The organism is Paenibacillus oenotherae (assembly GCF_019443105.1).
Taxonomy (GTDB): domain Bacteria; phylum Bacillota; class Bacilli; order Paenibacillales; family Paenibacillaceae; genus Paenibacillus_Z; species Paenibacillus_Z oenotherae.
Map to the genome: position 1 here is coordinate 632,458 of NZ_JAHZIJ010000001.1, position 15,075 is coordinate 647,532.

Sequence of the window (15,075 nt, forward strand, 5' to 3'; positions counted from 1 at the left end):
TTTCATTTAATATAATAATATTAACTATTCTGCTTAAATTCTTTATAAATATTGCGCATTTATATCATGATTTTGATATTTGTATGGGTTTATTTGGATCGATGCAGCGGGGCCTACGGGTATCATATCTAAGCATGGATGAGAAAGGGGTGTTGAAATTTGAATAAAGCGGTGCTGAAAGAGGATCGAATCCATGGAACCCCCCTCTATCCCATCAGCTACTATGAGATCTCTTGTCCCCCCGGAGAGCCGCTGCTGGAGCTGCACTGGCATGAGGAGCTGGAATTTCTGATGGTGACGGAAGGTAGAGCAGTATTCCGTGTTGATATGGCGGACTATGAGGTTCAGGCAGGCGAAGCCATCTTCGTTAATACAGGCGAGCTGCATTCCGGCTATATTGCCGGAGATCAGCCTTGCTCCTTCAAAGCGATTGTCTTTCATCCCGATTTGATCATTAGCGGCAGCTACGATGTGACGCAAGAGAAATATGTTGCCCCGCTAATCCAAAAAAGATTAAGCGTCCCCTCTCATCTGACAACCGGATCAGACATAGAGAACGAGCTGCTTGGCGATCTGAGGCGGATTATCGAGCTCAACGAGAGCAAGGAGCCTGCCTTCGAGCTGGCTACTAAGGGATTGCTCCTTATGGCGATCGCCAAGCTGACCGTATTGGGCGAGCCCCGGATGGGAGCATCATCTTCCCCGGCCGAATACCACCGGATCGCCCGGCTCAAAACGGTGCTGAATTATGTACAGGCGCACTACAGCGACCCTATTCGCCTGAAGGAGCTGGCCGCGCTTGTCTCGATGAGCGAGGCTCATTTCTGCCGGCTGTTCAAAGAAATAACAACCAAGACGCCCATTGCATACATCAATCAATATCGTGTTCAACAAGCAGCTCTCCTATTAACGACAACCGATAAAAAAATGATGGAAATCGCGCTTGACGTCGGCTTTAGCAACTCCAGCTATTTTATCGGCATCTTCAAACAATATTACGGCTGTACGCCCAGCTTCTACCGCAGCCGCGAAAGGTGATTGCTTGTCTCACGTCTCGCTATCTATTCGCCTGGTGCGCAATCGGACGGAAATAGGAAAGAGGCTATGCGAAAAGTCCAATATCGAATGAGTCAGTCCCCAATGATGTAAAAAGATGCTTCCAAACCACTGCAAGGTGGAACTGGAAGCATCTTTTTCACTGTATATGGTGGCTTAGCGGGACTCTGAAATCATGAAACCTCTTTCTGGACAAACTCTTCTCCAACTGGTTTGAAGCCAGCAGTGACGGAGTAAGAAGGCTGCAAATGTGCATGAATTTCGGTTACAAGACGCCATAATGGTAGAATGCCTGCGATGAAGCATGAATGTGAGCAAAAATCGGCCGTATAGGCGAAATGAAGGTGAAATACCTGCACTCTGGCAGGCATTTCACCTTCATAGGGCCTGAAATGAGAAAATCAATGCCGTTTCGCATGTTTCGCCTAGCTCGCAGCTCGTATCTCGCATCTCGCTTGTCCCGATGTTTGAATGACGGATCGTCTTCTGGCGAGGATTCGAATTCAGGATGGACGCTTAATTGTAAGCGGGTTTTTCCGCCTTTCAGCTAAGTTGCAGCTTTTTCGGGTGCTGTAAGCGGGTTTTTCCGTTTTAAGTCATGTTTGCGAGGAGGAGATTGAGATTTCTTGAAGCTGTAGCACGAAATTTCCTGCCTACAACTGGCTGCTGCTTGCCATTCCCGTGCTATAAAACGGAATTTCCCGCTTACAAGCCGGGATACCACCTCATGAAATGGCAAGGAGCCCTGGGAAGATGAAAATCAGATTGTCGCGCTTATGGCTGCTTGAACAGAACATTGTCCGGCTCGTTCATAATTTCCAGCAGCTTCTTGCCGATATCGACCCATCTGCCTCCTGCTTGGGCAGTGAGCGCCGTGCCTCTGGAAATGGTGCTTATGCTAAATTCCGCTATAGTACCCTGCATGCTTGCATATTGCTGTTCAATGGCGCTCAAATAAGCGCGTTCCGCATCAGTCAATGGCCCCTCATGATTCCCGAGCTCGATTAAAGATTGCTCGACTTGCGACAGATAGGCGTCTGCCTTCCTCTCGGCAAATGCGAAGGGCTCCTTGCTCGACACTTCCGCTTCCTCTATGAATCTTACAAGATCCTGCTCCTGCTTGAATGCAAGAGCGGCTGATCCTTTGGCCAACAGACGGGTTGCCATATCGTCATTGCCGAGCAACAATCTCACATTGTTCAATACCGAATCAATATGCTGCTTGGCCTGATTGCCTGACTCAATAATGTCAAATCCGCGCTGAACCCGCACGTCCTGCTTGCTGTGAAGAATCTGGCTGTACAAAAATACGTTGCCCATCAAGCTGAACGTGAGTAGCACGAGAACGATCGGGGCGAACCATGACCGTCTTGGCTGCTTCTGCTCCAACATAATCCCTCCATACCAATGAGCCTCTTCCATTGCAGACGCTCATCTCAAGTTACCTTATTATAACGCGCTCCCGCAAGTCAGTTTGTGACCGTTTCTTGTCCATTGGCGAAAAATTACATCGTCTCCAGCGCAACCTGGCTCCCTCTTCCCGCAGGCTGGGCTGCCGTCACAATTAGCCGGCGCGGCAATCTTGCCCGCAGCTCCGGCACGTGGCTGATGACGCCGACAGACAGTGTATCGCTCTGCAGCTTCTCCAGCGCTGATATTACGGTATCAAGAAGCTCGGGATCGAGCGTGCCGAAGCCTTCGTCGAGGAAAAAGAATTGCAGCGGATATTTGCCCCTGAGCTGAATTTGTCCGGACAGCGCCAAAGCGAGTGCAAGCGAAGCCAGGAAGGTCTCTCCCCCCGACAGAGATGAGACCGGGCGGCGAATGCCGCCGTTGGCGTCATCCCGTATGACGAACCCGCCGCCGGAATCAACCTCCAGCGCGTAGCGCCTCTTGGTCAGAAACCCGAGACGTTCCGAGGCTGTCCGGCACACTTGAACAAGCTGCTCCTCGGCCACATATTCAACAAAAGCATTGCCGCGAAAGACGGATTGGAGCGACTTGAGCCGGACACAGAGCTGCTCTGTCGCTAGACGCGCAGTCTCAAGCTGCTGCCATCGATCCTGCTTGGCTGCCAGCTCCTCCAGATCACGTTCTGCCTTCGCGGAAGCTTGCAGCGCCGACTCGTTGGATATGCGGGCCTGCTTCAGCTCGCCTACACATTGTTCCCAATCCTCATCGGTTACGGCCCTGCCTTGCAGCTGCTCGCGCAGGAGGGCGATTTGAGCCGAAAGCTGGCTCTCCGTTTCGCGGTAACCGTCGATTTCTCCCGCAATGTCAGCCTGTTTGGACAGCATAGGCTGCAGAGCCCTCACCTCATCCGCGGATTGAAAGGGCGATGGCGCAAGCGCGGCCTGCCATTGCCCGGCCGTCTCCAATTGGCGGCTCTCTGCGTTGCGAGCCGATTCCACAGCGGCGCTGCGCTGCTCCGCCGCTTCTTGCAGTGCCGCTTGAGCGGTCTCATGCACATCTTTGAGCCGGGTTAATTGGGAACGAATCCCGGCCAGCTCACGCTCGGCTTCGGCAAGCAATGCAGCTGACGGCTTGCCATTCGTCCATTCCTTCAGCCGCGCCTCTTTATCTAGCAGCTGCTGACGCTGATGCTCCAGTCTTGCTGTGAGCTCTACTGCTTCAAGCTGTGCAGCCTGGGCCAGCTTCTCATTGTCCCCTGCTTGCTGTTCAACCTCTTCAATGAAGGTGACGCTCCTCTCCAGCCGATTGTTCAGCTCATGAGCGGCATTCTCGCGCTGCTCGTACTGTACCAGCAATTGCCGAGCCTCCTCAGGATGAAGCTCCGGACCGAACTGCTCGCTCCATTCCTTTAATTCCCCATCCATTGCTGCGGCGAGCTCACTATATTTGGCAGCATATTCTGAATCCTGCAAGGCCTGGGAGCGAAGCTCGCTGGCGGCAAGCTCGCAGCTGCGCACAGCTTCGGCGCTGCGGGTATGGCTTGCGCGAAACTTTGCAGCAGCGGATGAGAGCCACTGCTCATGCGCAGCAGATGCATCCGACACAGCGGATAGCAGTGCCTGTATCGCATGCAGCGTCTCCTCGTCCGGCAAGTCCTGATTGGCTGCTGTTATATGGGATAATGCTGCGGCAGCTTCGTTCTCCCAAGCGAGTTCTGGAGACTCTGTATTGTCAGCGCGAAGCTTATCATCCTCGGCGGGCAATGCCTCGCGGAGCCGCTCATGCGCACTCTCCGCCTTGGAGTGAAGCGGCGTTATTCGGAGGAGCAGCGCGCTTGCTCCCTGTTGTGCCCTTTCCCATTGGGAGATGAGATGGGCGGAAGGGGCAGCATCCCCTTGCGTGCCCGGCTGTGGATGAGCGCATGAGCCGCAGACCGGACACGGCTCCCCTTGTCGAAGCTCTGCCGCTAATTGCGCGGCCAGCTGCGCGTGCTGCTGCTCACGCTGATTGTCGCGCATTCGCTCAAGCCATTGCGGCAGCGTCTCGCTCAGCTGCTGCAGCCGCTTCTCCAGCTGCATCAGCTCCGATTGGACCGGCTGCAATGCCGATAAATGCCCGTCAAGCTCCGCTGCAGTTGCATCGCGCTCCGCTTCTGCTGCTGCAGTGGCCTGGCGCAGCACGGCAAGCTTCTGCGCTTGCAATTCGCATTCGCGTCTCGCATTGTCCATCTGCACGCTCAGCGCTTCAACCTGCCGCAGCCGCTTGGCAACGATGCTGCGCTGCCCGCGCTCCTCGGTAGTAAGCTGAGCTGTCTTCAGCTCAGCCTTCAGCTCGTTCTGCTTCGCGAGGGCACGGCCGAGCGTCTCCTGCGCTTTGGCGGCCGCATCGCCGAAGCTGCGCTGCCGCATGGCGGCGTCGGCGCAGCGGCGCTCGTCGCCGGCGGCGGCTGCCGCAAGCGCAGCGGCTTCGCCTTCGAGCCGCTGCGCTTGCGCGAGCTGGTCGAGCCGCAGCGCCAGGCGCGGCTCGGCAGCGGCCGCTTCCGCGGACGCCGCGGACCACGCGGCGGCGGCGGCGGCGGCGGCCTCCAGCCGGGCGGCATGCGCCAGCCCGGCGGCTTCGCGGCGCGAAGCGGCGGCGGTGAGCGCCGCTTCGGCCGCTTCGGCAGCGGCGAGCGCGGGCGTCAGCCGCTCCGCCGCCGCGAGGCGCTGCAGCTCGCGCTCAAGCGCCGCAATGCGCGGCGCGTCCGCGTGCAGCTTCGCCTGCAGCGCTTCCTTCGCGCGCTGCGCCTCCTGCCGCTCGCGCACATGCAGCCGCTCCGCGTGCAGCCGCTCCGCGTCGGCCAGCGCCGCCCGCGCAATCGCTGCCGCGGCTGCCGCTTCGCGGTGCAAGGCCGCCGCCGCATCGACCGCGGCGGCGGAGGCATCGCCGAGCCCCTGCTGCTCGGCTGCCGCTTCGTTAAGCGCGGACTCCGCCGCTTTCATGCGCTGGCTAAGCTTCAGCGCCAGCCCATCGCCAAACCGCTCCAGCCGAAAGAGCCGCTGGAGCATTTGGCGGCGATCCTTGCCCGTCAGCGATAGAAACTCCGCGAATTTACCCTGCGGCAGCACAACCGCCCGTGTGAAGTCCTGCATATTGAGGCCAATCCGTTCCTCGACGCAGCGGGTTACATCGCCTGTTTTGTCAGCAAGCACAACATCGCCAGCCTCCGTTACCTCGATGAAGCGGCTCAGCGCGCTTGCAATCGCAACTTCGCCGCCGCGCTTGAATTGCCGCTCAACGCGATAACGGCGACGCCCGTCGCCACCTCCCATATCGAAGGTGAAAGAGACCGCGAGCTGCTTCTCCGCCTGATTCATAATTCCTTGTGTCCCGTTGGCGGCACGCTCCACTCTGCCGTACAAGGCCAAGGTCATCGCATCCAATATGCTGGATTTCCCGCTGCCCGTAGAACCGAAAATGCCAAAGACGCCCGCTTCGCACAAGCGCTCAAAATCTACCTCTTGCGCTTCGCGATAGCTTTGCAATCCGCTTAACCTCAGTAATATTGGCTTCATGCTCCTTCGACCTCTTCTCTTTGCCCATCCATGCTTGCTTGCTCAGACGCTGTATCATCCTCTTCCGCGATCAACTCCAGGAACAGCGACACTGTGTCACTGTCCGGCTCCGCGCCTCCGGTCTGCCGGGTGAAGAACCGTCTGAACAATTCCTCGGCAGGCAGCTGCTCGCGCGAGCGGCCGTCCGCCTCCATCGTCTCCGCTGTTTCCGGATAGACCGGGCGAATATGTACAAGCCCGTTATGCATTTTGCGCAGTCCTTGAATATGCTGAAGCGTCATCGCCTCTGTCATCCATACGTCCAGATCGATCCATGCCCGGGCATCCCGCCCCTCGTCAAGCCAGCTGTATACCTCAGCCAAGCCGCCCTTCGCCTTCCACTGAATGAGCGGGCGGCCGCAGCTGAGTAAAATTTCCCGCGGCTCTACCGCTGTCCCCGGCTCCGCCTCGAATACGATGACCGATTTGGACTGGCCTGATTCCGAGAAGCTATAGGCAAGAGGCGTACCGCTGTAGCGCATCCGTTCATCGCCATCCACCCGCTGCGGACGATGCAGATGGCCGAGCGCCACATATTGTGCGCCGATGCGCAGCGCGGACGGATCTACCGTGTACGCCCCGCCGATCTGAATCGGCCGCTCCGAATCCGTCTCCAGGCCGCCCAGAACATAAATATGGCTCATCGCCAGATTGACCGTATCCGGACGAAACGCCGAGCCGAGCCCCTTCATCAGCCGGCCGACACGCTCGGAATACGCCGTTCTGAGCATCGCTTCATCCGTCTCCTCGCGAAGCAGCTCGCGCAGCCTCGATTCCGATGGGTAGGGCAGCGCTGCTATAATGGCCTGCTCCCCTGTTCGCGCCACATCGATCATAAGCGGTTCCGCTGACGGCATTCCCAAGAGATGAATGCCGCTTCGCCTCGCCAGCGGAGCTGATGCCGCTATCCGTTCCGGATGATCATGATTGCCGGCGATAACCGCCACCGTTCGCTGCCCGCCGTCGGCAAGCCGGGAGAGCGCCTCATAGAACAGCTGCTCTGCTGCTGCCGGAGGATTGACCGAGTCATAAATATCGCCTGCCAGCATAACGAGATCGATCGACTCATCCTTTACGATATCGACCAGCTCGTCCACGAAAGCTTCCTGCTCTTCCATCCGGCTGCGTCCCTCAAGTGTGCGTCCGAAATGCCAATCCGCTGTGTGCAATATGCGCATCGCAGTTCACCTCCATTCCTTTATTTGATCAGAACAACCTTACTGCCTGGCCTCCGTCAAAGAAAAACAGGTAGCAAGCGTCCACCGGCCTCCCCAGAGTACGCTGAATCGCTTCCGCGTATAGCGTGAGCTGGAACCGGTGCCGTTCAGCCGCCGCCTCCCATTGCTTGCCCTGAATCCGATCTGTCTTGTAATCGAGCAGCACGAGCCCATCCCCGTCCTGGAACAGACAATCAATAACCCCTTGAATAAGGATCGGCTCCTCACCGATTCCTTGCCAGCTGCCAGCGCCTCTGTCGCTGCCTGCAACGTCAGCCTTTCCAGCGTAGACTCTGTCCGCAGGGAATGTGCAGCTGAATGGCGTTTCCCTTCTGACCCAATCCGATTGCAGCAGCCTTTGTCCAACCTCAGTGGCAAAAAAGGCCGCAACTGAGGAAATGTCCACCACCCCCGCCTGTCCTGCGGTAAGCATGCTGCGCTCCTGCAGTCCTTGAATCGTCTCGCGGACGACCTCGGCATCAACAGGCCCTTCAAGCGGAATATGCTGCATGACCAAGTGACTGACTGTACCGCGTTCAGCGGCAGTCAGGGAACGCTCCTCCATAAATTTAGGACGGCGGAGCCGGAAGGTATAGTCTCCACCCTGGGCTGCCGGGCCGCCGAATAGAACAGCCTGGCCATTCCCTTCTGCATGGATACCCTCCCGTTCGCCTGCCGCTGCCGAAATTTCATCCACAGCGCTGTCAAACACAGCGAGCACTGCCGCTTCTTCATCTGCCAGCAGCTCCGCATGCAGCCGCTTCATCTCCGTGACAGATGTTTTGGCTGCAATTGTAGTAGCCGCAAGATACGGATAGGACCACGACAAGCGGTCTTCGATTGCTGCTGCAGCATCTGCTGATGCCGGAATCGGGACAAGCGCTTGAACCGCCTGCAGCCGCTCCGCAAAAGCAGCCTCAGCCGCTTCATCCACAGCTGCAGCAGCAGCCGCTTGGAGGCCGAATATAGAGGCGGGAATGACGCCGGTTTTCCAATCCTGCTTGGAATGCTGCCGCTTCTGCTCCGTGATCACAGGTTCCTGCATCAAAGCCCCGGCGCTTGCGTTTGCATCCTCTGCCGCTTCCGTGTCCGCCCCTTGTCCCGTCTCAACAGCTTCTATTGTCAACTGTATGCCATCTCGCATTGCAAGCGGGCCGATCCAATCCAGAAACCGTTTCGCCTGCGCCAATCGAAAATCCGGTATTTCACCATTCCTGTCAAAAGCTTCGCTCCAACGCTGAAGCTGCTTCTTGGCATCGCCTACGGTTCCGACAAGGAACATTTTTTCCTTCGGTCTTGTGAGAGCAACATAAAGAATGCGCATCTCCTCGGCGAGCGTCTCCATCCGCATCTTGTGACGAACCGCCAAGTAAGGGAGCGTCGGATAACTGACTCTAAGCTCCTTATCAAGGAAGCGGGGACCGAAGCCAAGCTGCTTATGCATAAGAAAGGAGCCGTTCAAATCCTGCCGGTTGAACGCCTTCCCCAGTCCGGCGACGAAGACGACCGGAAACTCAAGTCCCTTGCTCTTATGAATGGACATGATGCGAACGACATCCTCCTGCTCCCCAAGCGCCCTTGCAGTTCCAAGATCGCCGCCGCTCTCCCGCATCCGGTCGATGAACCGCAAGAAGCGGAACAGCCCGCGGAATGAGGTAGCCTCATACTGCCGTGTGCGATCATGAAGAGCTCGCAGATTCGCCTGCCGCTGCATCCCGCCCGGCATGCCGCCGACCATATCGTAATAGCCCGTCTCCCGGTACATGTCCCACAGCAGATCAGCCAGCGAGCCTCTTCTTGCCTGCTCCCGCCACTGCTCCAGCAGCAGCAGAAAATGGGCAAGCTTCTCCCTCGTCTCCTCTGGCAGCGCTGAATCTTCCCCCGCAGACAGAACAGCATCGTAATAAGCCGTTCTGCCGCCGCGAATTCGTATCCACGCCAGCTCCTCCGCAGTTACGCCAAAGATCGGCGAGCGCAGCGCTCCCGCCAGGGGGATATCCTGATACGGATTATCAATCACGCGCAGCAGGGACAATACCGTCTCCACTTCCGTCGCTTCAAAATAACCGCTGCTCAGCTCGGCATAAGCCGGAATCCCTTGGGCCTGAAGCTCTTCAATAATGACAGGAGCCCACTGCTTGTCCGCCCGCAGCAGGATAACGATATCCCGCCAAGCCAGCGGGCGCCCCCGCCCCCGTTTGCCGTCATATACCTCGAATTGGCCGGAGCTGTCGCCCTCCGCCTCATCCAAACCCTTCATACGCCTGATTTGCGATGCGATATATCTTGCTTCAAGCTGCACGGTTTGCAGATCGGCCCCGGCTATTTCTGCTCGCGCCCCCGCGCTCTCTGTCCCCAATGCTTCGCCATCGCTTCCGTCTTCCTCCGAAGAGCTGGCCTCCTCATCATCCCGGCCTGTTCCCTTATCGATCAGTGCAAACTCAATCGAATACCGCGCAGCCGCACCGCCTTCATCAGCAGGCGGATAGGAGGCCCCACACACGAGCTCTGCCCGTTTATCGTAATCCATCTCTGCCGCTTTCTCCCGCATAATGGCCCGAAACACATGATTGACCCCGTCGACAACCTCTGTCCGGCTGCGGAAATTACGCGCCAGGTCGATGCGGATACCGGACTCTCCCTCATCCTTGGCTTCCTTCTCATCAGAATCGCGCCCTTCAACATCGCTTACATTCCGATAAGCCTTGTACTTGCGCAGAAACAAATTCGGCTCCGCCAGACGAAACCGGTATATGCTCTGCTTCACATCACCGACCATGAACCGATTGCCGCTGCCGGAACGGGCAAGCAGTGCTACAATCGCTTCCTGAACCATATTCGTATCCTGATACTCGTCGAGCAGAATCTCATCGAATTGACGCTGATATTCAAGCGCGGCAGCGGAAGGAATGGACTGCTCCGGCGTCGAGGCCGGATCACGCAAGATGCGAAGACAGTAATGCTCCATATCGCCAAAATCAAGCAGCCCCTTCTCCCGCTTGGCAGCCTCGAATCGGGCCCCAAAGGCAATAACCAGCTCCGCGAGCGTGCTCATAATCGGCGCTAATTCCCGGAGCTCCTTGGCGAAGTCATCCGCTGAACGGGTGAACAGCTCGTCGGTCATATCGGCAATGATCGATTTGGCCATATCTCTGAGCTCCTTGGCCTGCTCCTGAAGCGCCTTGTCCGCATCGCCGCCGCGCTGGCTTTTCAGCTTGCCGAAGCTTATTCCAGCGAACGCGTCACACCACGACTCCCACGGTTCATTCTCAATACGGCCTTCGAGCAAGCGAACGAGCGCCAAATCATCATCCAGTGTATCCGCATAATGCGCAGGTCCCGCCGGGAGTCTGGTTAGCTCAAGCGCCTGCTCCAATAAATTTCTCGCCCCCTGAAATCCTAATGCAACCGTCCCGACGAGACTCTCTACCCACTCCGAACGGCCAAGCGCAGCAGCATCCTCCACCTGAAAGGCCGCTGCCGTTTCCCTGAGCCACACCTCCGGCCACGGATGACTCTGTGCAAAGGCATACAGCTGCAGCACCAGCGAATAGAGCGGCCCATCGCCCCGCTCACCGCCGAAGCGCTCGATCAGCTCAATGAATCCGCTCTCCCCCTCCGCTTCAGAGTAGTACTCCTCGAACAAATCATCCAGTACATCCATCCTCAGCAGCTCTGTCTCCGTTCCATTGGCGATCCGAAATCCGGGATCAAGCCCAATAAGCGGATAATAGCGGCGAATCGCATCCAGACAAAAAGAATGCAGCGTTGTAATCGATGCCCGGCCCATTAACGCCAGTTGGCGGCGCAGATGCTCCGATTCCGGATTGCGTTCAAGCTCCTTCTCCAGCGCAATCCGGATTCTTTCCTTCATCTCAGCCGCCGCCGCTTTCGTGAAGGTAGCTACCAGAAGCCGATCCACATCGGTATCGCCTGAAATTTTGCGAATAATCCGTTCAACGAGCACCGCCGTCTTGCCTGATCCGGCTGCTGCCGCAACGAGAATATTGCTGCCGCCCGTGACGATGGCGTTCCATTGATCATCCGTCCATATGCTGTCCTCGGGCTTTATCGCACTAATCATCGCCGCCATCATCCTCCCGTCTCATCCTCATTCCGAATCTGCCTGCACCGTTCCGATCCCCGGGCACTATGCCCTCGTCTTCCTGCACCTGATCTGCAGCAAGCAGATTCCAGACCTCATCCTTGCCCGGCTTGCTAAGCTTGGTATAGGCATTGCCTTCAACGAGTGGATCAAACTGGCATACCGGCTTGTAGACGCAAAACTGGCAGGGCGACTTCACTCCCAGACGATAAGGAGCAATCGACACATCGCCGCCCGCGATCCGGTCGCCTATTCCTCGAAGCGTTCCGCGCACCGAGCGGCGGAGCGTATCCCACTGCTCGTCAGACGCTACTGAAGAGCTGCTGTAGAAGCCGCCGTCCCGCTTAAGCGCAAGCGGCAGCAGCTCTGAATAACCCGTCTCCAGGGAATGGTCCATCATTCGGGCTGTTTTCTCATCAGCGAGCACTAATCCCTTCAGCTTGAACCGTTTCAGCATTTCTGTTCTTGCCTTATCCCGCGACAGTGCATTGGAGGCGGACAGCAGCGGGTTATGCACATGAAAATAAAGGACCCCCGCAGGCCGCGCTTCTTGACCTAGCCACGTCGGAGCCGCGTTAAGCAGCACATCCAGATACGTAAGCATTTGCAGGGCGAGACCGTAGGCCACTTCCTCCAGCCTGAGCTGCGTTGCGCTGGATTTGAAATCGATCACCCGCAGCAGCAATCCTTCCTCTGTCTCCGCAGCGTCCACACGGTCGATCCTTCCGGACATTTCCATCGTCCGTCCATTCGCTAGCGGAATACGTACAGGGGGCAGCGGCCCTTCCGGTCCGAAGCCGATCTCGACTCCGACCGGCTGGAAATCGGCTCGCCTTGCATGCTCGCCGAGTATAACCGCCGCTTGGCCGACAATATCCTGCAGCTTGCGGGCCACATAACGATTGCGGCTGCTGCTGAACAGAATTTGCGATTGCAGCCGCTCCGCCAGCTCTTCGACGACGATCGCCGCTTCCTTGCGAATACCATCGGCATCCATCTCCCCCCATCGCTCGCCAAGCGTCTGGGCCAGCCTGCTAAGTGCCGCATGGAACAATTGCCCAATATCCGGAGCCGCAAGCTTGAATTGCGCGCGCTCCCGAAGCCGCAGGCCATGGATGGCAAAATGCTGGAACGGGCAGGAGACGAAGCGCTCCATCCGCGACACGCTTCCCCTAAGCATCGTGCCGTACAGCAAGTCAGCAGCAGCAGCGGACAGCTTCGACGCCTCGTTGGAATATTGGAGCGAGCCAACCAGCCGCTGCAGCTTGTCCTGCCACTGCGGACGGACGGCAAACCAATTGAAAGCCTCCCACCATAATGGAGCGATGACTCCCCCGTGACGCCACGTACGGAGTTGGCTAATTAAATAAGAGAGCGTCCGCTCGGGATGCGCAATAAAGGAAAGCTGCTCCCCTTCCTTCATCCCCGCCGCAGGCTCAGCGGCAATCATCCGCTCCGGAATTCCCGGGAACATTCCCTTCACATGACGAATAACCTCGGATGCGTGCAGACTTTTCCCCTCTTCATCCGCCATAACCCAGCTGATCCAGAGATGGCGGCTGGGCATCGTGAGCGCATTGTAAATCAGAAATCGTTCGTCCAGCAGCCTTCTGCGGACACTCGGCGCCATGGCAAGCCCGCCATTGCCCAGACTTTCGCGCTCCTGCTCTGTCAGCACGCCATCCTCCTGGAACCGCTGCGGCATCACCCCGTCGTTGACTCCAAGCAGATAACAGACCGATACATGGCCCGGCCTGGTACGATCAATGCTCCCAATGAGCACTTCATCGATTGAAGGCGGGACTGCCGCAAGCTTCATGCTTTCCAGGCCCGTTTCCACCATGCCTGCGAACAGCGGCAGCGATACCGGCTCCTCGCCCGTCATCTCCGTTAATTGATCCAGCAAATTCATGACGCCGTCCCACAGCTGCTTATGCTCTCTGGCTCGCTGCGTTTGTCCTCCCGCAATTGCGCTGCGGCTCCAGCTCTCCAATCTGTCCGGAGCCCCGATGCCAATAAGCAGCAGATAGAGCGCTTCACACATTTCCCTTACATTGGCAGACTTCTTGAGCGCCCGATTGAAGCTGTGCAGCGGCGGAACAACTGCTTCCCTTGCCCTCATGACGACTTCGAACACACGTTTTTCCCGCTCCCCTGCCTCAAGGGCTTCCCCTTCCAGCGTATCGCGTGTGAAAGGCTTCCACTGGCTGGCAGAGATCCACCTGTTGCCGTCAATACCGGCAGCTAGCGCATAATTTTCGAGCAGGTCAAAGTATTCTCTTGTCACACTGCCGTCCTCTGGAAGCAGCAGCTCCGTCTTGATGCAGCGGAATACCGCTTCATAACGCCAGCCATGCTGGGCGATCTCAAGTGCGGAACGTATAAATTCAACCAGCGGATGATGCAGTGCCGCGTTCTTCTGATCCAGAAAACAAGGAATATCGTAATCGGCAAAGACCGCCGTTATGTAATCATTGTAATCCGGCGCGTTTCGCACCATAACAGCCAGCTCGCGGTAGCGCAATCCGTCATCCTTCACTCTTCGCACAATATCGCGGGCAACCGCCTCAACCTCCGCTCTTCGGCTTGCTGCCGAATAGAGCGATACACTGCCATTCTCCAATTGCTCCGGCGCCAGCGTCATCGCAGCACGGTCGCGGAAATGGCGCTCGATATGGGCCAGCATCGGACGGTCACGGAAACGGTAGGGCGTCCCTCCTAATACGAGAGATTCCTCCACCGACACACCGCCTTGAACCGCCAGATCCCGCAGCGCAATGAACGTTTCAGCTGTCGGATGGAACAATTCAAGCTCATGCGGCAATTCTCCTTGGGCATAAGGCCGATCCAGACACAAGGTTACGGTCACATCATCCGCATGCTGAAGCAGAGCGGAGAGAGCTTCAAATTCCTTAGGGGTAAAACCATGAAAGCCATCGACCCAGATGCGGGCTCCCCGCATGGACGAGGCCAAGCCGAAACCTTTGGTCATCCAGCTCAAATAATCTTCCGAATCTATATATAAACCAGCAAGCTCATGATCCAGTTCCGAATGAATGAGCTGCAGATCATGAAGCTTGCGGTTAAGCAACGAATGGGTGGAGCCTTGCTGGCTCTCGGTGAACTGCTCTACGGCCTCTGCCGTGATGCCGTACCGCTTCCACTCCGTCAGCAGCTCGCCTAACCGTTCGATGAAACCATGCTGTGATTCACTGCCCTGGAATAGCTGCAGCCGGTCAGACAATCGATTGACAATTTTGTACAGCATCATGTTCTTGCCGTCCTCGTTAATGGGAACAAGCGCAGTTCCGCCCGTCTCCTGCATTACACGAAAAGCAAGCCTTCTGAAGCTGAGCGCTTGCGCTCTGATCGTCCCGTCCAGCTCAGAATCACGAAGCAGAGCATACTCAGTTTGAAAAGTCGCTTGCTCCGGCACCAGCATAATGAGCGGCGGGCCGTCAGGCTGCCGGAGCACCTCGTTGCGTATATGATCAAGGCAATAACGGGTTTTGCCTGAACCCGGCCGGCCAATTACAAAACGGAGCGCCATGCACCCACCTCTTCTCGTTTGCGATTCTATTATTCTACCATACCATAGTTCGTTCTTTCACCTCAAAACACGAACATGCATTCCATTTCCAAGCAGGGAAATAGTGTGTACAGAGCCAACTTCTCGATTTCTCTCCACAAC

General features: G+C 57.1%; 6 protein-coding genes. 1 reads left to right on the forward strand and 5 read right to left on the reverse strand.

Annotation, left to right across the window (positions count from 1 at the left end; genetic code table 11):
- Positions 1-159: 159 nt before the first annotated feature.
- On the forward strand, positions 160-1,038 hold the full coding sequence (locus K0T92_RS03045; protein ID WP_219870926.1) for an AraC family transcriptional regulator: 879 nt from the start codon (positions 160-162) through the stop codon (positions 1,036-1,038).
- Positions 1,039-1,830: 792 nt separating this feature from the next.
- Here the strand turns inward: K0T92_RS03045 and K0T92_RS03050 are convergent.
- The 5 genes from K0T92_RS03050 to addB all read right to left on the reverse strand — a co-directional run bounded on the left by K0T92_RS03050 (position 1,831) and on the right by addB (position 14,934).
- Positions 1,831-2,448 (reverse strand): hypothetical protein, encoded by a 618-nt coding sequence (locus K0T92_RS03050; protein WP_219870927.1) that lies wholly within the window; start codon positions 2,446-2,448, stop codon positions 1,831-1,833.
- Positions 2,449-2,561: 113 nt separating this feature from the next.
- Positions 2,562-6,023: an AAA family ATPase gene (locus tag K0T92_RS03055; RefSeq protein WP_219870928.1), complete on the reverse strand. Its 3,462-nt coding sequence runs from the start codon at positions 6,021-6,023 to the stop codon at positions 2,562-2,564.
- Complete coding sequence (locus K0T92_RS03060; RefSeq protein ID WP_219870929.1) at positions 6,020-7,240, reverse strand: exonuclease SbcCD subunit D; 1,221 nt, start codon at positions 7,238-7,240, stop codon at positions 6,020-6,022. The genes K0T92_RS03055 and K0T92_RS03060 overlap by 4 nt, the downstream gene beginning before the upstream one ends.
- A gap of 28 nt (positions 7,241-7,268) precedes the next feature.
- Positions 7,269-11,363 carry a helicase-exonuclease AddAB subunit AddA gene (gene addA, locus K0T92_RS03065; protein WP_246627802.1) on the reverse strand — a complete coding sequence of 1,365 codons (4,095 nt, stop codon included), beginning with the start codon at positions 11,361-11,363 and terminating at the stop codon, positions 7,269-7,271.
- Positions 11,356-14,934 (reverse strand): helicase-exonuclease AddAB subunit AddB, encoded by a 3,579-nt coding sequence (gene addB, locus K0T92_RS03070; RefSeq protein WP_219870930.1) that lies wholly within the window; start codon positions 14,932-14,934, stop codon positions 11,356-11,358. The genes addA and addB overlap by 8 nt, the downstream gene beginning before the upstream one ends.
- Positions 14,935-15,075: the final 141 nt, after the last annotated feature.